Below are 20916 nucleotides of genomic sequence, written 5' to 3' on the forward strand. Positions count from 1 at the left end.
TTGAATATCAGCCATTTTCCGTTCTGTCCGTGTCCTTCCGTGGCTGCCTTTTCACGCTGACGTCATGCCCGGTTCAGCGCCCCTGCCGGGCCTCCTGCAGCTGGGCCTCGAGTTCCGCGACGCGGCGGCGAAGTGCTTCGAGTTCCTCGGCGGATTCCGCGGGGGCGTCCTGCCCCATGGCCTGATCCAGCCAGGCGACCCACGCGTCCATGCCCTCGCCGGTACGTGCCGAGACCTGCAATACCTCGAGATCCGGATTGATCCGGCGCGCGTACTCGATGCAGCGCTCGACGTCGAAATCCAGGTACGGAAGCAGGTCGACCTTGTTCAGGATCATCAGGTCGGAGGCGTGGAACATGTCCGGGTATTTCAACGGCTTGTCCTCGCCCTCGGTGACCGAGAGGATAACCACCTTGTGCGCCTCGCCAAGATCGAACGCCGACGGGCAGACCAGGTTGCCGACGTTCTCGATCAGCAGCAGACCGCGCCCCTCGAGTTTCAGGTGCTGCACGGCGTGTCCGACCATGTGCGCGTCGAGGTGGCAGCCCTTGCCGGTATTGACCTGCACTGCCGGTGCGCCGGTTGCGCGGATGCGCTCGGCGTCGTGGCTGGTCTGCTGGTCGCCTTCGACCACGCTGATCGGGTAGCGGCCCCGCAGGCGTTCGATGGTCGCGGTCAGCAGGCTGGTCTTGCCGGAACCGGGACTGGAGACGAGGTTCAGCGCAAGGATGCCGTGGCGCTGAAAGTGTTCGCGGTTGCTGTTCGCGTAGGCGTTGTTCTTGCCGAGGATATCCTGTTCGATCCGGACCATGCGCTCCTGGGTCATTCCCGGCGCATGGACGTGGGCCGGCCCGTGGCCGTAGTGCAGATCATCACCGCGCTCGGCCATTGCCTCGCCGGCGTGGACATGATCGTGCGCGGTCCCGTGGCCGTGGGCGCCATCGTGATCATGGGGGTGACTGTGTACGGTGCTGTCGGCGTGGCGGTGCTCGTGCTGGTGGGGCTGCCCATGCCCGTGGTCGTGATCGGCGCCGTGACCGTGGGCCGCAGCATGGTCGTGCGGATGGGCATGCACGGTACCATCCGCATGCTGGTGGGAATGCGCATGCCGGTGCCGATGGTCGTGCCCCGCACCGTGGCCGTGCTCGTCGGCGTGATCGTGGACGTGAAGGTGCACTGTACCATCCGCGTGCTCGTGCACATGCTCATGGTGGTGATGGTGCTCGTGCCCGTGCAGGTGTTCGCCCGCATGATCGTGCGCGTGACTGTGAACCGTGCCGTCCGCGTGCCGATGCTCGTGGTGATGTTCGTGTGAATGTTCATGTGCCGCGCCGTGGGCGTGGGCGTGGGCGTGGGCGTGGGCGTGGGAATGACTGTGCACCGTGCCATCGGCATGGCGATGCTCGTGTTCGTGGCCGCGCACGGCCTGTCCTTCGACCCGGGCCTCACCTTCCCCGCATCCGCATACCGTACACATCACAGCCTCCTGTAATCGTCGACTACACCGTTCCTGCTACCGAGGTGGCCGCAGACCGTCATTGTGTGCCCCGATCCCACCTGGAGCCAGTTTCCCTGTCTTCAAACTTGCCACGCACGGTCGCCGGCGATATTGCGCTGGCTCACGTTCGCGAAGCCTTTCGCAGGAACCGCGAACGTTTCTCAGCGCGCATGTCCCTCCGCAGCCTCGGTGCAATCGGCGACGGTCTCAACCTCCAGATCTAGGACCCGCATGTCCATCCCACCGGACGCACGCACGCGGTAGCTGCCGCACAGCGGGCAGGCGTCGAACAGTGCGCCGATCGCCACCGTCGTGTTGCAGTCGAGGCACCAGCCCTCTCCCGGCACCTCGACAATCTCGAGCACGGCTCCTGACGCGATGCTGTCGGCCATCACCGCATCGAAGCCGAACCGCAGCGCGTCGAGCTCCACGCCGGACAGTTCTCCGACCTCGAGCCGGACCCGTCGCACGCGGTGGAAACCGCGCTGCGCGGCCTGGTCCTCGATGATCTGCAGGATCCCCTCGGCCAGCGACATCTCATGCATCCGCGATCTCCAGTTGGTGCTGCACGCAGGGATCCAGCGCCATCACCTGCAGCGCGACCTGTTCGCGCAGCGCCGCCTCGCCGGCCGCCCGGATCCCGATCAGCCCCTGCGCCGCCGGCCCCTGCGGGTGGAAATTCCACTCGGTGGGCGCAACGATCCGGTACTCTGCGATCCGTCCATCCTCGACCTGCACCCAGTGCAGCAATACCCCGCGTACCATCTCCAGCGCCACCACTGCCTGGCCGAGCGCAGTCTCGCCATGGAGTGCATGCGGCCACGGTTTTTCGTCCACCAGGGATTGTAACCCCTGCCCCAGTTCCAGCACCCGCGCCAGCACCCGGTGCCAGGCGTCGGCGCGGCCATCGGCGAGCGCCAGCACCGGATGCGCCCGCAGCCGCGCCAGCGGTCCCATCTCGAAGACGCGCCCCTCGTGATCGGGCCGCCAGTGATAATCCCCATCGGCCTGCAGGCGCGCGGGTGCCTGCGCGACCCAGGCCTGCAGATCCGTCGCACCGAAGAGCGGTGCGCGGGACACGCCACGGCCTTGCAGCCGGGGAGCGAGTTCCCGCAGCAACGCGGCCAGCGGCGCCGAATCCCGACTCAGCCAGCGCCCGAAGCCGTCGGGATCCTGCATGGCCGTTCCCGGGCCGGGGCGCGATCCGAACAGGGCGCGTAGCGTGTCCGCCGCCCAGGAGCGCGCGGCCTCCGGGTCGGCTGCAAACCGTTCCTGCGCGGCCAGCAGCGCCCGCAGGGGGTCCGCGAGCGGTCCCGAACCGGCCATCCGCGTCCAGTCCAGTCCCAGGCGCCACAGATGCTCGCGCAGGAATTCCAGCCGGATTCGCCCGGCCCATACCGCACGCTGGCCTGCGTCGATCGCGCCCCGGTCCCGCAGGGCCAGCAAAGCCTCGACCGCAACCGCCTGGGCATCGCCACAGAGGCTGAACAGGCGCGGGATCACTGCCAGAGCCTGCGCCGGCGGTTGCCCGCGCAGCAGACGCCCCGGCTGCGGACGGTGCGACTGCACGGTGGCAGCCGTCACCGCATCGCCGTTCCACCGGATCCGGAGTTCGACCCGGCCTTCAGCGGGAATCGGGGTCGTCACGCAGAAAGGCTCCCCGCAGGAAACCGCGCCGGTCCAGGTCGTGATCGGCATTGCGGCGTAGCGCGGCCAATGGGCCGCCGCCGGCGCGTGCCTGCGGCCGCGCGGCAGGGATCTCGTCCGTCGTCGCCCAGAGCTGCGCGAGCACTTCGTCGGCGACCGCGCGGGCGGTCGCCTGGTCGGGGAAATCGAACATCGGCGAAAACAGCGAGCAACTCTCGTAGGCGCCGATTCTGTCTTCGTACGCGCCGACAAAGTCCACCGCCCCCCGCGGCAAATCGCGCGCCGCGGTCGCACCCACGCGCAATGTGCCGGCGTCGGGTATTCGCAACAGGATCATCGACCACGGCGTGATCAGCACACCGAGCACGCCACCGCGCATGCGGCGAAACCCCACGGCTTCGACCTGCAGCGCGGGATTGACGAGAGCCATCGCGCGCATGCGCTCGGCCTCGATCGCATGAAAAGCCTGCTCGACGCGCTCGGCCCAAGCTTCGACGTCGGCTTCCACAGACACCGGTTCACGGGCGGCGGACGGCCGCGGCGGAAGGCCCTGCCCGCCGCTACCCGCTCCGCCGCCCGACGCCCCCGATGCATATCGTTCGTCCATGCCCTACCCCACCTGCTTCGGAGGTCCGATCTGGGAAGGGAGCACCAGGTCCTGGAAGTAGTCTTCCACCCCGCCCTCGCCGCGCAGGGCCGCCTCCAGCGCGCAGACGGCCTGGTCTATCTGACTCGCCTGCTCGGGATCGAGTACTTCGCGGGCGTGGTCCTTGAGCGCCAGTACCCAGGTCCCGACCGGCTGCGCTCCCACCAGCATCATGTTCAGCCGGCGCTGTTCGCCGCGCCGTTCGCACAGCGCGGTGAATTCGCCACTTTCGATCACCTGCATCGGGATTCCAAGACACATCGCCAGTCACACTCCAGGGCCTACACCCGATCCGGATCCTTGAGAGATCCTCAGCACGTTCGGCACCGCCGGCGGTCGCTACGCCCGCCAAGGATCCGGCGGCTCGACCGGACTCGCCCGCTAACGTACCCTCCGCAGGTACCCGCGAACTCCGCCCCGCGCCAGGGGACCGAGCATGACACTTCCACGTCTCCAAGCCACCTTCCCACAATGGAACCGGGCCGAATATGATCTAGATCACCGCCGCCCGGAGGCGCTTCACGCATGCTTTGACTCAACATAAGAGAACGCTGATTTCTTCATAAAAATTACGAGGATGTCATACGGATCTGGCCTCGTTTCACCCGGCAGGGTAGCCGGAGACTGCAGAGCGGACATGATTATTCGAGAAGCCAGCCCCACCCCTACCGCCCGGTCACCCGCGGTCCAGAAGGCCGACACCACGCTGGTCCTGGGCCTCGGCAACATCCTGCTGACCGACGAAGGCACCGGTGTCCACGTGGTGACCCGGCTGGCGGAAACGCATGCCGGGCGCGAGGACGTCGAGTTCATGGACGGTGGCACCCTGAGCTTCTCCCTCGCAGGTGCCATCGTCGCGACCGACTCGCTGATCGTCGTGGACACCGCGGCGCTCGGCGCCGCACCCGGCGCCATCCGCGTGTTCGAGGGAGATGCGATGGATCAGTTCGTGACCACCGGCCCCCGGAGCAGCGTGCACGAGGTCAGCCTGTCCGACCTGCTCGCGGTCACCGCGCTCGAGGGCCTGCTGCCCCGGCGCCGGGCACTGGTTGGGATCCAGCCGCAAGACATGGACTGGGGCGACCGGCCGACCAACGCCGTGGCCCAGGCCATTCCCGCGGCCTGCGAGGCGGTGATGGACATCGTGAACCGGTGGCAGTCATGAGCCTGAAAGACATTCCCGTCAAATTCGAAGGAAGCCCGAACGAGGCCGAGCCCGGCGGCATGGCACTGGCGCTGCTGCGCGAAATCGCCGACCACCTGTCCACCGTTGTCGGGGGCGGAGAGCGGCAGGTGGTCGAACTCGGCAACCTGCCGCTGAGCGAGGTCGACCGCGAGTTGCTGCGGGAAAGGCTCGGGCGCGGAGAGGTGGAGGCGAAAATCCTCGCCTCCGGGCTTACCGAGGTCTATGAAACGGCTTTCCCCGGCGTTTGGTGGGTCAAATATTTCCATGACGGCGACCACTACGTCGCCGAGCAGATCGAGATCGGCGCCGTACCGATGATCCTGGAGACCCACGCCGAGGACATCCGGGCCAGCGCCGAACGCTTCACGCAACTGTTCGAACAGACAGCAAGGAACCAGCAGTGACCACTCGCATTCAGCAACGACTTGCACAGAGGGGGTCGGCATGAAAGAGCACGAAATGACATTGGGCGAGGAACTCCGCCGCCAGGGAATCACCCGGCGCTCGTTCCTCAAGTTCTGCGCGGCGGTGGCCTCGTCGATGGCGATCCCCGCGAGCATGGTGCCGGCGATGGCCGCATCCCTCGCCCAGGCCCGGCGCCAATCGGTGATCTGGATGCCCTACCAGGAGTGCACCGGGTGCCTGGAGTCGCTGACGCGCTCGTTCGCGCCGACCGTCGAGAACCTGCTGTTCAACTTCGTCTCGATCGACTACCAGCACACGCTGCAGGCCGCGGCCGGCGACCAGGCGATCGAGGCGCTGAAGGTGGCGATGGAGGAGAACTGGGGCAAATACCTGCTGCTGGTCGACGGCTCGATCCCGCTGAAGGATGACGGCGTCTACTCGGTGTCGCACGGCCAGACCCACCTGGAATCCCTGCGCGAGGTCGCCGAAGGTGCGGCTGCGATCGTCAGCATCGGTACCTGTGCGGCGTTTGGCGGCGTCGGTGCGGCGCGACCGAACCCCACCGGCGCGGTCGGCGTCGACCAGATCATCACCGACAAGCCGATACTGAACGTCCCGGGCTGCCCGCCGCTGCCCGAGGTGATGACCGGCGTGCTGACCAGTTTCCTGGCCTTTGGTGCGCTGCCCGAGGTGGACAGCCTCAAGCGCCCGAAGGCATTCTTTGGCGACACCATCCACGACCGCTGCTACCGCCGCCCGTTCTACGACCAGGGCAAGTTCGCCGACACCTTCGACGACGAAGGTGCGCGCAAGGGCTGGTGCCTCTACAAGCTCGGCTGCAAGGGCCCGATCACCTACAACGCCTGCGCCTCGGTGAAGTGGAACCAGGGACTGAGCTGGCCCATCCAATCGGGCCATGGCTGCATCGGCTGTTCCGAACCCAACTTCTGGGACAAGGACAGCTTCTACAAGCCGCTTTCCGCCGGCCAGTGGGGTTCCGCTGAAGGCATCGCGATCGCCGCTGCCGCCGGGGTTGCCCTGGGTGCGGCTTCCGCGGTGATGTCGCGCAAGAATCAGGACAAGATCTCGGGAGGTAAGTAGCCATGACACTCCTCGACTTTGCACGCGGCCCCGCGATGCAGATCGCCATCATCATCTTCATCTTGGGTATCTTCTGGCGTCTGGTCGGCGTCTGGGCGCTGCGACACAAGAAGGATTTGTCCGAACCGCGCCAGAAGGGCGCGTGGATCGGCGGGATCAAGGGCCTGTTCGTGCACGCCTGGCCATACAAGCCGTTCGTGCCGAAAGTGGGCACCCAGTACATCGTCGGCTATATCATCCACCTCGGCCTGTTCATCGTGCTGATCTTCGGCACGCCGCACATGCTGTTCTTCGCCGACATCGTTGGCTTCACCTGGTGGACGCTTCCGGGTGGCGTGATCACGGCGACCGCGGTCATCACCACGCTGGCGCTGTTCATCGCGCTGGCCAAGCGGCTGACCAACCCAGTCCAGCGGCTGATCTCGAACTTCGACGACTACGCGGCCTGGGCGCTGACGACGGCACCGTTCGTGACTGGCCTGATGACCAAATGGAACATGTGGCCGCACTACGAGACCGGGCTCGCGATCCATCTGCTCAGCGTCTGGCTGCTGCTGATCTACTTCCCATTCGGCAAACTGATGCACTCGTTCTGGTTCGTGGTTTCCCGTTACACCACCGGATCCCGTTTCGCACGCAGGGGGGGCATGGCATGAGCGACACAACGACTGAAATCGCCCTGGACCTCGAGGCCAAGCGGCTCTCGGTCCGGAAACCCGAAGAGCGTTACGACGTTCAGGGCACCATGAGCGACGAGCAGCGCGTCCAGAAGGTGATGGAGAATTTCGCCAAGGACTTCGGCCACGTCGCGGCCACCTACATGGAAGCTTGCATCCACTGCGGCGCCTGCGCCCACGCCTGTCCGTTCTACGAGGCCAGCGGGGGTGACCCGCGGCTCACGCCAATCTGGAAGATCGAACCCTTCAAGCAGGCGTACAAGCGCGAGGCCGGCCCGCTGGCTTTCTTCTACAAGGCGTTCAACCTGAAGCCCAAGGTCACCGTCGACGAGTTGAAGGAATGGCAGGAACTGCTCTACGACACCTGCACCATGTGCGGTCGCTGCACGCTGATCTGCCCGATGAGCATCGACATCGCCGCTCTGGTCGGCATGGCGCGCCACGGCATGTTCCACGCCGGGCTGGTACCGCATGAGCTGTACATGGTGACCGAGAAAGCCGAACGCGAAGGCAGCCCGCTGGGCGCGACGCCGCAGGTGTTCGAGGACCGCATCGAATGGATGGGCGACGAACACGAGGTCGAGATGCACGTCGACGAGGACCAGGCCGACGTGCTGGTGCTGATGTCGTCGATCGAGATCCAGAAGTACCCGGAATCGATGGCCGCCACCGCGAAGATCCTGAACGCGATGGGCAAGTCCTGGACCTTCCACACCGAAGGCTACGAGGCGACCAACTTCGGCATGCTCTCCGGCAACCTCGAGTGGCAGCGCGACATGTCGATGAAGATCATCCAGACGGCCGAGAATATCGGTGCCAAGCTGGTGATCCTGCCCGAGTGCGGGCACGCCTACCAGGCACTGCGCTGGCAGGGCGCGAACATGTACGGCAAGCCCCTGCCCTTCCAGGTCCAACACATCTCCGAGTTCCTGGCCGACGCCGTGGAGTCGGGGGCACTCAAGCTGAAGAAGCTCGACAAGACGGTCGCCTTCCACGATCCCTGCCAGATCTCCCGCCGGGGTGGCGCCACGCCCGCACCGCGCAAGGTGCTCGAAGCCCTGGGTGTCGATCTGAAGGAATCCGAGAGCGGTGGCGACATGAACATCTGTTGCGGCGGCGGAGGCGGGGTGATCACCATCCACCGGGCCGACACGCTGCGCTACAAGGTGATGGGCGCCAAGTTCCGGCAACTGGATGCCACCGGTGCCGAAATGATGGTGACGAGCTGTTCCAACTGCCGTCAGAACTTTGACGACAGCGGCGAGAAGCTGAACTGGGGCAAGGAAATGAACAGCCTGCTCGAACTGGTGGCGGACAATCTGGAGGAGGCTAAGCAATGAGCTCGGAACGAATCGTTGTTGACCCCGTCACCCGCATCGAGGGCCACCTGCGCATCGAGGCGGAAACCGACACGGACGGGCGTATCACCAGCGCGTACAGTTCGGGGACGATGGTGCGCGGTCTCGAGATCGTGATGCAGGGCCGCGACCCGCGTGATGCCTGGGCGTTCACCCAGCGCATCTGCGGGGTCTGCACGCTGGTGCACGGCATGGCCTCGATCCGCTCGATCGAGAACGCGCTCGACTACCCCATCCCGCCCAACGCCCAGCTGATCCGCAACTTGATGAGCGGAGCCCAGTACGTGCTCGACCACGTGATGCATTTCTATCACCTGCATGCGCTCGACTGGGTGGATGTGGTATCGGCGCTAAAAGCCGACCCGCAGGCCACGTCCGAACTGGCACAGTCCATCTCGACCTACCGCAACTCCTCGCCCGGCTACTTCGCCGACGTGCAGAAGAACGTGAAGAACCTGGTGGAATCGGGGCAGCTGGGGATCTTCGCGAATGCCTACTGGGGCCACCCGGAATACAAGCTGCCTCCCGAAGCGAACCTGATGGCGGTGGCCCACTACCTGGACGCCCTTGCCTGGCAGCGTGACGTGGCTAAGTTGCACGCGGTCTTCGGCGGCAAGAACCCGCATCCGAACTTCGTGGTCGGCGGCGCGCCTACCGCGTTCAGCGGCGGCCCCGGCGGCAGCGGGCAGACCTCGCTGAACGATGTCGGGCTGAGCGTGGTACGCGACGTCATTCTGCAGATGCAGGAGTTCATCGACCAGGTGTACGTGCCCGACACACTGGCCATCGCCAGCTTCTACAAGGACTGGTTCCAGCGCGGCGAAGGCGTCGGCAACTTTCTCACCTGCGGCGACTTTCCGGCCGAAGGCTATGGCGACGTCTCGAGCTACCTGATCCCGCCGGGCGTGATCCTGGACCGCGACGTGTCGAAGATCCACCCGCTCGACCTGAACGATCCCGAACAGATCCAGGAGTACGTGTCCCGCTCGTGGTACGAGTACAAGGATGGCAAGAACGTCGGCCTGCACCCCTACGATGGCGAGACGAAGCTGAATTACACCGGACCCAAGGCGCCGTACCAGTATCTCGACGTCGAGAACGACTACTCCTGGCTGAAGTCGCCCCGCTGGCGCGGCAAGCCGATGGAGGTGGGTCCGCTCGCCCGCGTGCTGATGATGTATGCCGCAGGCCACGAACAGACCCGCGAGCTCGCCACGATGGCGCTGACCCAGCTCGACCTGCCGCTCGAGGCGATGTTCTCCACCATGGGCCGCACCGCGGCGCGCACGCTCGAGAGCAAAATCATCGCCGACAACATGATGATGTGGTACGAGACGCTGGTCGCCAACTTCCGCGCCGGCGACCTGAAGACCTTCAACGAGGAACTCTGGCATCCGAACCGCTGGCCGAAACATGCGAAGGGCGTCGGTTACATGGAGGCCCCGCGCGGCGCACTGACCCACTACGCGGTGATCGACAATGGCAAGCTGTCGAATTACCAGGCGGTGGTGCCCACGACCTGGAACGCCGGTCCGCGCGACCCGGAGGGCCAGCCAGGCCCCTACGAGGCCGCGCTGATGGACAATCACCAAATGCATGACGTCAACCAGCCGCTGGAGATCCTGCGCACCATCCACAGCTTCGACCCCTGCCTCGCCTGCGCGGTGCACATGGTCGGACCGGACGGCAAACCGGGGGTCACTGTCAAAGTGAGCTGAGACCGAACTCCGGAGGCACCCCGTGTGCTTCCGGCATTGCTGGCCCACACGGCCATTCAAGGGCCGGGGCGGTATCGCCCCGGCCCTTTCGCTTTTCTCCCCGGCACAGCACTCGAGCTCCTCGCCGTTCCGCCCCCCTCCTGGGGGCGGTCCGGCCCATGGGGAGCAGACGCTCAGCCGGTACCATCGCCAACGCCTCTGCGCACACGATGTGCCGGGATGTGTCACCCAGTGGTGAGCCTCTGCCTCCAGCAGGATGTCGGATGGTCCTTCTGGGCACCGGGCGCGGCTCCGTGGCAGTCGATGCGCCGACGCATTCGGGTTGCGCACGGGCGATGGCCCACCGTCCCCCGCAGCCGTTTCTTGACCGGCAGTCGGCTCACCCGTCACTCTGATGCGCTGCTACAAACGACACGGAGCACTCGCCACCTCATGTTCTTGAATGTGATCATCGACGACCAGATCTACAGGCTGAACGTGCCGGACGAGATCGTGACCGACGCCGGCGACTTCTTCGACCGGATGGACCGCGAGATGGATGCGGGTTGCCAGCTGGGACGCGAGTGGGTGCGCCAGCCCGGGATCGAGGATCGCCTGCGCGTCGTCGGCGACCGACTACTGAGCGCGCTGGAGCGGGAGAACCATGACGTGGGCCGGATGATGGCGGCCTACATCCTGAACCGTGCGCCGAGCGTCGACACTCTGTCGCTCGACACCACCGGCGAGATTCAGAACACCGAGATCCGCTACCGCGCCTGATCGGGGACCCTTGCCCACAACGGACACACGATTCACCTGGGAAGGACGGAACAGCATGGACGCTGTGCAGGCTTGGGGCTGCTTTTTTCGGTGGAATCGATGCCCACTCCCAGCCGACCATCCGCAATTCCAGTGGATCGCGTTGCACCAATCGCCGATTGCCTTGGCAACCCAGGTGCGGCGTTTATCCGCACAACCCGATTCCTGCCGAATGCCGGCGCGGCCTGACAGCGTCATCCACCAACGGGAGGTCAAAGCCATCCTGGATGTTGTGGAACGCCCGCAACGCCGTGCGGTGGATGACAGCCAACGGCCTTTTCCGCCCTGGAGCGGCTGTGTCGAGTGTGGTCTGCCTCACCGCACCACCTTCACGCGCTGGGTGCGTCGGGTCGGGTGGCGGTTGATCCAGAGGCAGTAGAACACCCACAGGAACACCGGGACGTTCATCAGAATGCCGTAGAGCAGCGGCACCAGCCCGAGCTGCGGAAGTTGCAGAATCGCGAATGCGACCATCATCGCGATGCCGGCGTTCTGCACCCCCACTTCCACTGTGATCGCACGCACGCTGTCGGCTGGCAGCTGCAGACGCCGCGCGAACTGGTAGCCGAGGGTCATCGCCGACACGCACAGTGCCAGCACCGCCAGCGTCTCCACGCTGAGCAGCGCCGGCAGGCGGTGCTGATACGCCAGGAACAATGCCACCACCACCGTCACCATGGCCACCCCGGTAAAGACTTTCACCAGCGGCAGCAGGGTGGCGACCGTATGTTCCGCGAGCAGTCGGCGCACCCCCATACCCAGCAACGCAGGCACCACTGTAACCAGTAGCAGTTGGCCGACCGTGGCCCAGTACGGCAGCGAGAACCCCTGTTCCGCGAGTCCCAGCAGCTGCAGATTCCAGCCCATGATCAGCGGCAGCGTGAACGGGGCCAGGAGCCCTGCGATCGCGGTCAGGCTAACCGACAGTGCCAGGTCGCCCTGCACCAGGAAGCTGAACATGTTCGAGGTCGCGCCACCCGGAACCAGCGCGACCAGCAAAAGCCCGGCGGCCGCCAGCGCCGGTAGCGGAAGCACCAGCACCAGCGCCCAAGCGAGCAGCGGCAATGCCAGCACCTGCAGCGAGAGCCCGACCAGTACCCTTCGCGGGTGTCGCAGGATGCGCGTGAAATCGCCTCCGCGCAGGCTCAGTCCCATCGCCAGCATCACGCTGGCCAATACCCAGGGCAGCACCACCTGCGCCAGCCACTCTGCGGACATGCTGCTCCCTTGGAATGTGTTGCGAGCCCTTACTGGGTCCCGAGCCTACCGTGCGTGCTCCCTCGGCGCCATTTGGATGAGCGATGCACCGATTGCTGCCAGGCCGCGCCGACGCGCTGCGGCAACGGGGGCCACTTGACCCGCCCGGCCGGCGGCTCGACCATTGCCGCGGGGTTGCCCTCTCTCCCGCTTGCGGGACCCGGTGGCCAAGAGAACCGGGGACAGATTTGCCAATCGGTCCCCGGAGGCGCCGGGAGCAGATTTCGAACAGCTGGGAACAAGCCCGAAGGGCGGAGGACAAAATGCTCGGAGTCATGGGGCGGGGTGAGGGTGAGTGCGCCGCGGCCACGCCGTGCGCTCCCCCCCCTCCCCAGCTCTCCCCCGCCAGCGGGGAGGGAGCTCATCCGCCCCTCTCCCCTCGCGGGAGAGGGGGTTGTTCTGCCCGGCCCCGCTTGGGGGGCGCTATTCCTCCCCGGCGGGAGAACTGCTGCCTTGGACGCGAGGGTTTGGTGCGCAAGACAACGATCTGGTGGCAAACCCTGCGCCCACGTACGCTGCCGGCGGCGGTGGGGCCGGTGGTGCTCGGACAGGCACTGGTTGCCGCGGGGCATTTTTCCTGGGCCACCGCGGTGCTCTGTGTCGTCTGCGCGGTCGCGCTGCAGCTCGCGGTGAACATTGCGAACGACCTGTTCGACGGTCTCTCCGGCGTCGATCAGCCCGACCGGGTCGGACCGATACGGGCATTGCAGGCGGGCCTGCTGAACGCAGCCGAACTGCGCGCCGGGCTCGTCGTCACCCTCGGCATCGCCATCGCGACCGGGCTCTGGCTGATCGTCTTCGGACACTGGCTGCTCTGGATTCTCGGCGGCCTCGCCGTACTCGCGGTACTCGGCTACAGCGGCGGGAGGCGGCCTTACGCGAACCGCGCGCTGGGCGAGGTCGCGGTCTGGCTGTTTTTCGGTCCGGTGGCCGTGCTCGGCAGCCTGCTCGCCCAGCGCAGCCCGGTTACTCCCGAGGCCGTTGTCGCGGCCGTGCTCGTCGGCCTTCCCGTGGCGGCGATCCTGGTTGTGAACAACCTGCGCGACCGGCACACCGATGCGCGTGCCGGCAAGGCGACGCTCGCGGTGCGGCTGGGGCCGGAACGCACCCGCCTGCTGTTCGCGGCGCTGACACTCGGCCCGCTGCTCGCGGCGCTGCCCCTGGCACTGCCACTCTGGACCTGGGCCGCCTGGACGATTGTCGCACTCGCTGCAGTACACATGAACCTGCGCCTGCGCAGCCGGGATGGCCGAAAGCTGAACCCGCTCTTGGGGTACAGTGCACTGTATTCCCTGGGATTCTCCCTGTGGCTGATCCTGCGCCTGGTGTTGGCATGAGTTACCGTTCCGGTACTGGTCGCCCGGGTCGAACGCTGGTCTTCGGCGCCAGCGGCTACATCGGAACGCACCTGGTGCCGCGGCTGCTGGCCACGGGCGCACCGGTACGTGCCGCCGCCCGGTCGGTCGCGGTCCTCGAAGCCCGGCAGTGGTCCGGAATCGAACTCGTCGAGGCAGATGCCCTCAAGCCCGGAACGCTTGCGCCGGCGCTGCAGGGCGTCGATACGGCCTACTACCTGGTGCATTCGATGGGGGTCGGCAAGCGCTTCGGGACGATCGACCGGGAGGCCGCCGGCAACTTCGCCCGCGCCGCAGCCAACGCGGGCGTACAGCGCATCGTCTACCTAGGCGGGCTGGTGCCACCGGCGGCGGACACCGAGCACATCGTCTCGCGCCGGCAGACCGGCGACGCGCTGCGCGGCGGACCGGTCCCGGTGACCGAGATCCGCGCCGGGATCATCGTCGGACCCGGATCGGCCGCCTTCGAGGTGATGCGCGACTTGGTGTTCCACCTTCCGGTGATGCTCACGCCCCGTTGGGTGCACTCGAAGTCGCCGCCGATCGCGCTCGACAACCTCCTCAACTATCTGGTCCATGCCCCGGCGATTCCGGAGGCCGCGGGACGCATTCTCGACGCCGCCGGTCCCGAGTACCTCAGCTATGCCGACATGATGCGGATCCTGGCCGAGGAGGCCGGGCGCCGCCCGCCATGGATCATCCCGGTCCCGGTCCTCACACCCCGGCTGTCGTCGTGGTGGCTGCGCCTGGTTACCGCGGTCCCGACACCGATCGCCCGGGCATTGATCGAAGGCATGCGCCAGGACTTCACTGCCGACGACAGCGAGATCCGCCGGCTGATCCCGCAACCACTGCTCGGCTTCCGCGAGGCGGTGCGGGCGGCCTTCGAGGCCGAGCGCCGCCACACCGTCGCCGCGCGCTGGACCGAGGGCGCGTTCCAGTTCCGCAACTACCGGCCCGACTATGCCTACTACGCGAAACGGGCTGGCGGCAGTGCCTACTCGGAAGCGCCCCCGCAGGCCGTCTGGGACACGCTCTGCCGCGTCGGCGGCCGCAATCGGTACTTCTACATGAACGGTCTCTGGAAGCTGCGCGAGGCCCTCGACTGGATGGTCGGCGGTCCCGGGCTGAACTACGGGCGCCGGCACCCCAACGAGCTGCGGGTCGGCGACACTGTCGATTCCTGGCGGGTGATCGGGATCGAACCGCAGCGCCGGCTTACGCTCTTCTTCGGCATGCGCGCACCGGGTTCGGGGGTGCTGGAGTTCGAGCTCGTGCCGGAGTGGTCAGGTACCCGCATCCGCGCCACGGCCTACTGGCACCCCGCGGGGGTCTGGGGCCTGCTCTACTGGTACGCACTGGTGCCGGCGCACCGCTTCATCTTCGCCGGCATGACGCGGGCGATCGCCCGCCGGTCCGAGAGACAGCCCCGGCAGGACGGCGATGCACCCGGGTGACCCGCACGCGTGAAGCACGCCATCCCGGGACGTACGTTCAGTAGCGTCCGTGCTGATGGGTGATGTAGTTCGACATCTCGACAAACTGGGCATTCATGCGGTGCAGGATGTCATGGCCAACCTGAACGATGTTTTTCATCACTCGGTACACCAGCCAAGGATCGCTGTCGACCAGGGCCTCGAACTCCGCCCGGGTAAAGGTGCATACGGTCGGCCGACCCATTGCCCGCAGCGAGGCGCTGTGCGGACGCCCGCCCACGAAGCCCATCTCGCCGGCCAGATCCCCTGCCTGGAGAACATGCAGGGTCACCTCGCCGCCACCGCCGACGTTGCGGGTCACGGCCAGCCGGCCCGACGTGATCACGCACAGGGTATCGTCCGTTTCCCCCTCCTGGAAGAGTTTCTCGTTATCCTCGAGCCTACGGCACAGGGAAATGCCCGCCAGCCGTTCCACCTGCTCATCCGTGAGGCCGGCCGTCAACCGTGAACTGCGCAGACTCGTGAAATTGTCGGTGTCGCCCATGTCGTCCCCTGGTGCGGTGATGCGTCCGGCCACAGTATCCGATCCGGGTGCGCAGAGTTCAATGCCCAGGAACAACGCTGCCGAGCCGCACAGGCGGCCCACCTGCGGCCGCACCGCCGCACGGTCCATTCACGAATGCAGACGGGAGGCCCGTTGATGCCCTCGATCGAAACCCGCGCCCTGTTGCCCGCAGACCCGGACACGGTGTTCGGGATGATCCGCAAGGTCGAAGACTTTCCCCGCTACACCAGCGCGGTCGAGCGTGTGACGCCGATCGGCCCGGAACGCTATCACTGGCAGGTTCGCATCAGCGGGGTGGTCTACGAATGGGATGTCGAGGTGATCCAGTGCGAACCGCCGCTGCGCCTGGCCTGGCGTTCCCTGACCGGCATCGCGAACACCGGGCGCTACCGGCTGACCCCGGCGCCCGGGGGCACCGACGTCACGCTGGTGATCGACTACAGCCTGAACAGCCGGCTACTGGACCATACCGTCGGCCGGGTAGCCGGTCCGATCGTGCGCCGCGTCAGCGCCGAGGTACTCCATCGTGTCCGCCAACGACTGGCCTCCGGACAGGCCTGAGCCGGTTGTGTTGCGGGTGCCGGGGAATGCACGGGCCCCGGCAACGTCCGAATGAATATGAGATTACGCAGACGACCTGCCACGGCCCGGCGCACGGCTGTCGCGCCGGTTGCCTTTCCCCACACAGCCGCAGCGGGTCTGTGGCTGCTGCTCACGCTGCTGCTGGCCAGCCTGGCAACGGCGGCCGGCCAGGCCGCACTACCCGACCACGATTATCCACGAAGTTCACAGATCGGCTGGCACTCGTTCGCGCCCGCGCTGTTTACCCGGGCACGGGCCGAGAACCGGCCGCTGTTTCTGTATTTCCATGGTCAATGGTGCACCTGGTGCCGGGACTTCCAGGATGACAGCCTGGAACACCCGACCGTGGTCGAGGTACTGGAGCGCGATTACATCCCGGTGCTGATCGACCTGGACCGCCGCCGCGATCTCTTCACCCGCTACGGCGGCCGGGGCCTGCCGTTCGTGGTGATCCTGGACGCGAACGAGGACGTCCGGGGACGCTTCACCGGGCACGTCGGGCCGAGCGACCTGGCCCAGGTGCTCGCCGAGCGGCGGCGCCAGATCTCGGTGACCGGGCGCGAACTGACCCCGGACGACGAGCCCATCGACACGGTCGAGGGGTTTCTGGCCATGCTCGGCGAGGTCTACGATCCCGCCGCAGACCGGCTGAGCGGAAGCGCGATGTTCGGCACGCTGAGCAAGCGCCCGCAGCCCTGGACCTACAGCTTCCTGCTGCGCCAGGACGCCTGGCGCTCGCGCATGCCGGGCCTGCTGGACCGCCTGGTCGCAGACCTGGCCGACCCCGAGGATGGCGGATTCTTCTTTTTCTACGACCCGGATCAGACCGACCCGGACCGCGCCCGCGAGACGTCCAAGCGCCTGGAGCAGAACGCCGCGTTTCTGTGGCTGTTCTCCGACGCCTACGCCGAGTTTGGGCTCGAACGCCACCGTACGCTCGTGCGGCGCAGCCTGAACTACCTAAAGAACCACCTCTGGGACACCGAGGAACGCCGGTTCTACACCAGCCAGTACTCGGACAATTTCTACTACGCGCAGCCACGCGCGGTGCGCGACAACCTAGCCCCTCCTCCGGTGGACCGCACGACCTACGCAGACGCCTCGGGCCAGGCGATCGCCGCACTGCTGCGCGCGGCAAACGCGCTCGACGACCCGGCGCTGGTCTCATGGGCCGGCGAGGCGCTGGACGGGCTGGACGAGCGCCTACGCTCCAGGGCTGGATACCTGCACGCGCTGCCCGAGGATGGCCCCGCGGAACTCGAAGGGTACCTCCCCGCGCAGGTTTGGCCGGGAATCGCCTGGCATTTGTACCGCGGCACCACCGCCGACAGGGACAATGCGCGCGAACGCGAGATCCTGGCCGCGATCGCCGCATTCCACGATCCCGGCCTGGGAGGCTACCGCGAACGCATCGGCAGCGAGCTGGAGCCCTGGGTGGAGGTCCGGACCCAGGCCGCGCTGGCCTGGTGGCTCGCCCGCCTGCCGGACACGGTGATTACGGCTGCTGGGATCGATCCGGACCGGGTCCACGCGCATCTGCGCCTGGTGCCGGGCGCCGATCCGGACGACGCCGCACTCGGGTTCTGGGCCCTGGAGCGCGCATCCCCAGCGCCAGCAGCGACGCCAGCGGACTGACCAGAGGCGCGGCCGCTGTTCACTGAACGTCCAGACGCCCCGGCCCGACGCGGGCGGTACCGATTTCATCCGTCTCCGGGGGCGGCACGGTCCGCGGAACGGGAGCGGGCTCCGGGCTTGGCGGATCCAGTTCGAATTCGAGCAGTTCGAGGATCACCGCGTCCGGAAAGACCTCGATCGGCGGCACATCGGCATACGGATCGGGCGCATCGCTCCGATACAGGCCGAACGCAAAATAGAGCAGGTTCAACGACACCAGCAGAAGCAGCACCCAGCGCATCATCGTGGCTCCCCGGTGCCTGCGCCTGACCGGCAGGCATACAGCCAGAGGCCGTCGAGCACGAGGTCGGGCTCGACCCGCACCGGACGCCCCAGCGACTCGGCCAACCAGGGTGCGTCGCCCCCGGTCAGCCACCATTGAGCACCGGCGCCGGCCGCAGTCTCTGCGGCGGCGCCAAGGCGTTCGACCGCACCGATCAGACCCAGCCTCCAGCCCTGTTCCAGCGCAGCGGCCGTTCCGTGCCCCGGCGCCCCCACATGCGCCGAGGCGTGTTGCTGCGCCGGCCCGGGCAGCGCCGCGCCGATCTGCTCGCGCAGCGCTCCGGGCAGCAGGCGCATCACCGCGGCCCACCCGGGCCTCAGGCCCGGTGCGATGTATCCGCCCAGGTGACGCCCGCCAGCACCGAGGACGTCGACGGTAATCGCGGTACCCGCATCGATCACCACAGCCGGTTTCCCACTCCGCGCCAGCACGCCCAGCAGCGCGCAGAACCGGTCGGCGCCCAACTGCCGGTGATCGTAGTCCAGCCGCAGGCCCGCCGGCCCCTCCGGCTCCGGGCGCACGTACTGTACCGGCACGGCCGCGAAGCGCTGCCGGACCCAGGCCAGCAGCGCCTGTGCGCGTTCGCCCGGCCCGACATGGGCCATCCAGATGCGATCCGGCGCCCGGGATGGCAACTCGGGCCGTGGCGTGCCCCCCGGCCAGGCACTGCCACCGCAGGCCAGGATCTCGCCGGCGTCCGAGCGCACCTGCCACTTCAGCCGGCTGCTGCCCAGATCCAGCAACCAGGTCTCAGCCATCGGGGGCCACTCGGATCGAGACATCGCCGGAGTAGAGGCGGGTGCGGCGCCCGGCGCGCTCCAGCAGCAGCGCCCCGTCCCGCACATCGATACCGGCGACGATGCCCTCCTCGCCGCTGTCCACGACCCGGACCCGGCGACCGGCGAGGTGGTCCATTCGCGCATACTCCTGCACGAAAGGAGCCAGGCCCGATTCCGAGAAGCCGTCCCAGGCGTCGACGACCGCACACAGAATCGACTCCAACAGGCCGGACATGCGTACCGCCGCAGGCCCCGCGATCTGGCTCAGATCCGCCACCGGCCGTTCCACTCCCAGTGCCTCGGCACCCGTCAGATTCAGGCCGATCCCCACCACGATCGCGGGCACGCGCTCGGCGGCTCGCCCTCTCGCCTCCACCAGGATGCCGGCCAGCTTGGCGCCCGTGGGCGTGACCAGGTCGTTGGGCCATTTCATTTCGAAGCCGCTCACCCCGCAGGCGGCCAACCCCCGGGTCAGCCCCACCCCGGCCGCGAGCGCCAGTGCCGCGGTCGACCGCTCGCCCGGACGCAGCGCGCGGGCGACCGAGAAGGTCAGACTCGCCCCCCCGGCCGAAATCCAGGCACGTCCCCGGCGGCCGCACCCGGCGGTCTGCTGCTGCGCGACGCAGACATGGAACCGGTCGCTGACCAGGGCCGGACTGTCCAGCAGCCGGCGGTTGGTCGAGTCCACCGTGGGCAGCAACTCGACCCCGGCCCAGCGCCGCGGACATGCTTGTTCGAGCCGGACCGCCAGGCCGGCGAACGCTCCCGCCCACATCACTGCTGAATGTTCAACCACGAAACGCTAAAATTGTGAAACGAAGCACAAAAGAGCGCCCGGCATGACCCTGATCCGATTCCTTTTCCTGGCTCTGCTCGCATGGGCGCCCATTGCAGGGGCCCAGCTGTATACCTATGTCGACGCGCATGGCACACGAGTGTACACCGACCAGCCGCCATCGGACGTCAGCTACCGGCAGGTTTCGGTGCCCGGATCCAGTGCGGGACGCTCGGCCAGCCAGCTGTTCGTATACCAGGGGGCCGACGGCAAACGGCTGGTTACCAATCAGCGCCAGCAGGGCCAGGCCCTGACGCTGATCGCGACCTATGGCCGTCCGACAGCCAGCGTACGCTGCCGGCTCCGGGCCGAAGACGTGATGCCGGTCGGTTCGGGTCCGTACGATGCCATCATCGTGCAGGAGGCGCTTGCCCGGGATCTCGATCCGGTGCTGGTGAAATCCGTGATCTGGGTCGAATCCTGTTTCGACCCTCAGGCCGTTTCCCGGGTCGGCGCACACGGGCTCATGCAGTTGATGCCCGCGACGGCGGTCGAGCTCGGCGTGACCGACCGCTTCGACCCCGAGCAGAACATCCGGGGCGGCGTGGCCTACCTGTACCGGATGCTGAACCGCTTCGATCAACAGCTGGACCTGGCGCTGGCCGCGTACAATGCCGGCCCCGGGGCAGTCGAGCGCTACAATGGCATTCCGCCGTTTCGTGAGACGCGGAACTATGTCGAGCGCGTCAACGCCCACTACCGGCTGCACGTTGCGAAGTCCGAAGCGGAATCGACAGCGCAAGCCACGACCGACTAGCCCGTCACAGCGATCCTGCCGGCGCCGGTTCGCGAATCCCGGATTCAGCGCCGGGTCACGAGCCGCAGGATCGAGAGCAGGATCACCGCGCCGAGGGTCGCCGTCAGGAACAGGCTCCCCAGCCCGCCGGTGACGGCGATCCCGAGCGCACCGACGACCCAGCCACCCAACAATGCCCCAAGGATCCCCACCACGACATTGATCACGATCCCCTGCCCCCCACCGTGTACCAGGATACCGGCAACCCACCCCGCAAGGCCGCCGACGACCAGGATGACCGCCAGGTGTGTCAGGCTCATTCATTTCCTCCATTCTTGGTTCTGGATCCTCGGCACAGCGCCGCTCCACCGATCCCGGCT

The 20916-nt window shown here is 67.1% G+C and carries 24 protein-coding genes; 13 read left to right on the forward strand and 11 right to left on the reverse strand.

The annotated features are described in order from the left end of the window. Window positions 1-73: 73 nt before the first annotated feature. Window positions 74-1075: a hydrogenase nickel incorporation protein HypB gene (gene hypB / locus TVNIR_RS20695; RefSeq protein ID WP_418081016.1), complete on the reverse strand. Its 1002-nt coding sequence runs from the start codon at window positions 1073-1075 to the stop codon at window positions 74-76. Here hypB and TVNIR_RS21270 point away from each other — a divergent pair. Next, entirely contained in the window at window positions 1070-1315 is a 246-nt protein-coding gene (locus TVNIR_RS21270; protein WP_418081017.1) for a hypothetical protein, read from the forward strand. The genes hypB and TVNIR_RS21270 overlap by 6 nt on opposite strands. A gap of 344 nt (window positions 1316-1659) precedes the next feature. On the opposite strand, the gene hypA is transcribed toward TVNIR_RS21270, so the two are convergent. From hypA to TVNIR_RS09645, 4 genes are read right to left on the reverse strand one after another with little or no spacing between them, the layout of a single operon-like run. Then, window positions 1660-2043 (reverse strand): hydrogenase maturation nickel metallochaperone HypA, encoded by a 384-nt coding sequence (gene hypA, locus TVNIR_RS09630; protein WP_015258833.1) that lies wholly within the window; start codon window positions 2041-2043, stop codon window positions 1660-1662. Then, window positions 2036-3145, reverse strand: coding sequence for a nickel-dependent hydrogenase large subunit (locus tag TVNIR_RS09635; protein WP_015258834.1), 1110 nt, complete (start codon window positions 3143-3145; stop codon window positions 2036-2038). Before TVNIR_RS09635 ends, hypA begins: the two co-directional genes overlap by 8 nt. Continuing rightward, a complete protein-coding gene (gene hybE / locus TVNIR_RS09640; protein ID WP_083499425.1) occupies window positions 3123-3752 on the reverse strand; it encodes a [NiFe]-hydrogenase assembly chaperone HybE in 630 nt (209 codons plus the stop codon). The genes TVNIR_RS09635 and hybE overlap by 23 nt, the downstream gene beginning before the upstream one ends. Window positions 3753-3755: 3 nt before the next feature. Beyond that, window positions 3756-4052: a HypC/HybG/HupF family hydrogenase formation chaperone gene (locus TVNIR_RS09645; RefSeq protein WP_043739574.1), complete on the reverse strand. Its 297-nt coding sequence runs from the start codon at window positions 4050-4052 to the stop codon at window positions 3756-3758. A gap of 376 nt (window positions 4053-4428) precedes the next feature. Here TVNIR_RS09645 and TVNIR_RS09650 point away from each other — a divergent pair, with 376 nt between their 5' ends. The 7 genes from TVNIR_RS09650 to TVNIR_RS09680 all read left to right on the forward strand — a co-directional run bounded on the left by TVNIR_RS09650 (window position 4429) and on the right by TVNIR_RS09680 (window position 10995). Further along, window positions 4429-4956, forward strand: coding sequence for a HyaD/HybD family hydrogenase maturation endopeptidase (locus tag TVNIR_RS09650; RefSeq protein WP_015258837.1), 528 nt, complete (start codon window positions 4429-4431; stop codon window positions 4954-4956). Then, on the forward strand, window positions 4953-5381 hold the full coding sequence (locus tag TVNIR_RS09655; RefSeq protein ID WP_015258838.1) for a hydrogenase expression/formation protein: 429 nt from the start codon (window positions 4953-4955) through the stop codon (window positions 5379-5381). The genes TVNIR_RS09650 and TVNIR_RS09655 overlap by 4 nt, the downstream gene beginning before the upstream one ends. A gap of 40 nt (window positions 5382-5421) precedes the next feature. Then, window positions 5422-6483: a hydrogenase small subunit gene (locus TVNIR_RS09660; RefSeq protein WP_083499426.1), complete on the forward strand. Its 1062-nt coding sequence runs from the start codon at window positions 5422-5424 to the stop codon at window positions 6481-6483. A gap of 2 nt (window positions 6484-6485) precedes the next feature. Further along, complete coding sequence (locus tag TVNIR_RS09665; protein WP_015258840.1) at window positions 6486-7139, forward strand: hypothetical protein; 654 nt, start codon at window positions 6486-6488, stop codon at window positions 7137-7139. Then, window positions 7136-8500, forward strand: coding sequence for a (Fe-S)-binding protein (locus tag TVNIR_RS09670; protein WP_015258841.1), 1365 nt, complete (start codon window positions 7136-7138; stop codon window positions 8498-8500). Before TVNIR_RS09665 ends, TVNIR_RS09670 begins: the two co-directional genes overlap by 4 nt. Next, window positions 8497-10236 (forward strand): nickel-dependent hydrogenase large subunit, encoded by a 1740-nt coding sequence (locus tag TVNIR_RS09675; protein WP_015258842.1) that lies wholly within the window; start codon window positions 8497-8499, stop codon window positions 10234-10236. Before TVNIR_RS09670 ends, TVNIR_RS09675 begins: the two co-directional genes overlap by 4 nt. A 432-nt stretch (window positions 10237-10668) precedes the next feature. After that, entirely contained in the window at window positions 10669-10995 is a 327-nt protein-coding gene (locus TVNIR_RS09680; RefSeq protein WP_015258843.1) for a hypothetical protein, read from the forward strand. Window positions 10996-11349: 354 nt separating this feature from the next. Here the strand turns inward: TVNIR_RS09680 and TVNIR_RS09685 are convergent, their stop codons facing one another. After that, window positions 11350-12252: a bile acid:sodium symporter family protein gene (locus TVNIR_RS09685; RefSeq protein ID WP_015258844.1), complete on the reverse strand. Its 903-nt coding sequence runs from the start codon at window positions 12250-12252 to the stop codon at window positions 11350-11352. Between the two features lie 509 nt (window positions 12253-12761). Here TVNIR_RS09685 and menA point away from each other — a divergent pair. Both menA and TVNIR_RS09695 read left to right on the forward strand, forming a co-directional pair. Next, entirely contained in the window at window positions 12762-13628 is an 867-nt protein-coding gene (menA, locus tag TVNIR_RS09690; RefSeq protein WP_015258846.1) for a 1,4-dihydroxy-2-naphthoate octaprenyltransferase, read from the forward strand. Continuing rightward, entirely contained in the window at window positions 13625-15103 is a 1479-nt protein-coding gene (locus tag TVNIR_RS09695; RefSeq protein WP_015258847.1) for an SDR family oxidoreductase, read from the forward strand. The genes menA and TVNIR_RS09695 overlap by 4 nt, the downstream gene beginning before the upstream one ends. 37 nt (window positions 15104-15140) lie before the next feature. Here the strand turns inward: TVNIR_RS09695 and TVNIR_RS09700 are convergent, their stop codons facing one another. Then, window positions 15141-15755, reverse strand: coding sequence for a Crp/Fnr family transcriptional regulator (locus TVNIR_RS09700; RefSeq protein WP_015258848.1), 615 nt, complete (start codon window positions 15753-15755; stop codon window positions 15141-15143). A gap of 27 nt (window positions 15756-15782) precedes the next feature. Between TVNIR_RS09700 and TVNIR_RS09705 the strand changes: the two genes are divergently transcribed. Both TVNIR_RS09705 and TVNIR_RS09710 read left to right on the forward strand, forming a co-directional pair. After that, the gene (locus TVNIR_RS09705; RefSeq protein WP_015258849.1) at window positions 15783-16208 is read left to right on the forward strand and encodes an SRPBCC family protein; all 426 of its coding nucleotides are present in this window, start codon (window positions 15783-15785) and stop codon (window positions 16206-16208) included. A 57-nt stretch (window positions 16209-16265) separates the two neighbouring features. After that, on the forward strand, window positions 16266-17864 hold the full coding sequence (locus tag TVNIR_RS09710) for a thioredoxin family protein (RefSeq protein ID WP_015258850.1): 1599 nt from the start codon (window positions 16266-16268) through the stop codon (window positions 17862-17864). Window positions 17865-17883: 19 nt separating this feature from the next. Here TVNIR_RS09710 and TVNIR_RS09715 read toward each other — a convergent pair whose 3' ends face one another. From TVNIR_RS09715 to TVNIR_RS09725, 3 genes are read right to left on the reverse strand one after another with little or no spacing between them, the layout of a single operon-like run. Beyond that, complete coding sequence (locus TVNIR_RS09715) at window positions 17884-18147, reverse strand: hypothetical protein (RefSeq protein WP_169794299.1); 264 nt, start codon at window positions 18145-18147, stop codon at window positions 17884-17886. Continuing rightward, entirely contained in the window at window positions 18144-18944 is an 801-nt protein-coding gene (locus TVNIR_RS09720; RefSeq protein ID WP_043739577.1) for a type III pantothenate kinase, read from the reverse strand. The genes TVNIR_RS09715 and TVNIR_RS09720 overlap by 4 nt, the downstream gene beginning before the upstream one ends. Beyond that, window positions 18937-19740, reverse strand: a complete 804-nt coding sequence (locus TVNIR_RS09725; protein WP_015258853.1) for a biotin--[acetyl-CoA-carboxylase] ligase — start codon at window positions 19738-19740, stop codon at window positions 18937-18939. The genes TVNIR_RS09720 and TVNIR_RS09725 overlap by 8 nt, the downstream gene beginning before the upstream one ends. A gap of 64 nt (window positions 19741-19804) precedes the next feature. On the opposite strand from TVNIR_RS09725, the gene TVNIR_RS09730 reads away from it, so the two are divergent. Continuing rightward, on the forward strand, window positions 19805-20557 hold the full coding sequence (locus TVNIR_RS09730) for a lytic transglycosylase domain-containing protein (RefSeq protein WP_043739579.1): 753 nt from the start codon (window positions 19805-19807) through the stop codon (window positions 20555-20557). A gap of 44 nt (window positions 20558-20601) precedes the next feature. On the opposite strand, the gene TVNIR_RS09735 is transcribed toward TVNIR_RS09730, so the two are convergent. Beyond that, entirely contained in the window at window positions 20602-20856 is a 255-nt protein-coding gene (locus tag TVNIR_RS09735; protein ID WP_015258856.1) for a GlsB/YeaQ/YmgE family stress response membrane protein, read from the reverse strand. Window positions 20857-20916: the final 60 nt, after the last annotated feature.

Origin of the sequence: Thioalkalivibrio nitratireducens DSM 14787 (assembly GCF_000321415.2) — a bacterium.
GTDB classification, from domain to species: domain Bacteria; phylum Pseudomonadota; class Gammaproteobacteria; order Ectothiorhodospirales; family Ectothiorhodospiraceae; genus Thioalkalivibrio; species Thioalkalivibrio nitratireducens.

Excerpts from the sequence above, each read along its gene's own strand:
- TVNIR_RS21270 (WP_418081017.1), top strand. The coding sequence starts at position 1,070 with ATGCACGGTACCATCCGCATGCTGGTGGGAATGCGCATGCCGGTGCCG.
- hypA (WP_015258833.1), bottom strand. The coding sequence starts at position 2,043 with ATGCATGAGATGTCGCTGGCCGAGGGGATCCTGCAGATCATCGAGGAC.
- hybE (WP_083499425.1), bottom strand. The coding sequence starts at position 3,752 with ATGGACGAACGATATGCATCGGGGGCGTCGGGCGGCGGAGCGGGTAGC.
- TVNIR_RS09645 (WP_043739574.1), bottom strand. The coding sequence starts at position 4,052 with ATGTGTCTTGGAATCCCGATGCAGGTGATCGAAAGTGGCGAATTCACC.
- TVNIR_RS09650 (WP_015258837.1), top strand. The coding sequence starts at position 4,429 with ATGATTATTCGAGAAGCCAGCCCCACCCCTACCGCCCGGTCACCCGCG.
- TVNIR_RS09655 (WP_015258838.1), top strand. The coding sequence starts at position 4,953 with ATGAGCCTGAAAGACATTCCCGTCAAATTCGAAGGAAGCCCGAACGAG.
- TVNIR_RS09660 (WP_083499426.1), top strand. The coding sequence starts at position 5,422 with ATGAAAGAGCACGAAATGACATTGGGCGAGGAACTCCGCCGCCAGGGA.
- TVNIR_RS09665 (WP_015258840.1), top strand. The coding sequence starts at position 6,486 with ATGACACTCCTCGACTTTGCACGCGGCCCCGCGATGCAGATCGCCATC.
- TVNIR_RS09670 (WP_015258841.1), top strand. The coding sequence starts at position 7,136 with ATGAGCGACACAACGACTGAAATCGCCCTGGACCTCGAGGCCAAGCGG.
- TVNIR_RS09675 (WP_015258842.1), top strand. The coding sequence starts at position 8,497 with ATGAGCTCGGAACGAATCGTTGTTGACCCCGTCACCCGCATCGAGGGC.
- TVNIR_RS09680 (WP_015258843.1), top strand. The coding sequence starts at position 10,669 with ATGTTCTTGAATGTGATCATCGACGACCAGATCTACAGGCTGAACGTG.
- TVNIR_RS09685 (WP_015258844.1), bottom strand. The coding sequence starts at position 12,252 with ATGTCCGCAGAGTGGCTGGCGCAGGTGGTGCTGCCCTGGGTATTGGCC.
- TVNIR_RS09695 (WP_015258847.1), top strand. The coding sequence starts at position 13,625 with ATGAGTTACCGTTCCGGTACTGGTCGCCCGGGTCGAACGCTGGTCTTC.
- TVNIR_RS09700 (WP_015258848.1), bottom strand. The coding sequence starts at position 15,755 with ATGGACCGTGCGGCGGTGCGGCCGCAGGTGGGCCGCCTGTGCGGCTCG.
- TVNIR_RS09705 (WP_015258849.1), top strand. The coding sequence starts at position 15,783 with ATGCCCTCGATCGAAACCCGCGCCCTGTTGCCCGCAGACCCGGACACG.
- TVNIR_RS09710 (WP_015258850.1), top strand. The coding sequence starts at position 16,266 with ATGAGATTACGCAGACGACCTGCCACGGCCCGGCGCACGGCTGTCGCG.
- TVNIR_RS09715 (WP_169794299.1), bottom strand. The coding sequence starts at position 18,147 with ATGATGCGCTGGGTGCTGCTTCTGCTGGTGTCGTTGAACCTGCTCTAT.
- TVNIR_RS09720 (WP_043739577.1), bottom strand. The coding sequence starts at position 18,944 with ATGGCTGAGACCTGGTTGCTGGATCTGGGCAGCAGCCGGCTGAAGTGG.
- TVNIR_RS09725 (WP_015258853.1), bottom strand. The coding sequence starts at position 19,740 with ATGTGGGCGGGAGCGTTCGCCGGCCTGGCGGTCCGGCTCGAACAAGCA.
- TVNIR_RS09730 (WP_043739579.1), top strand. The coding sequence starts at position 19,805 with ATGACCCTGATCCGATTCCTTTTCCTGGCTCTGCTCGCATGGGCGCCC.
- TVNIR_RS09735 (WP_015258856.1), bottom strand. The coding sequence starts at position 20,856 with ATGAGCCTGACACACCTGGCGGTCATCCTGGTCGTCGGCGGCCTTGCG.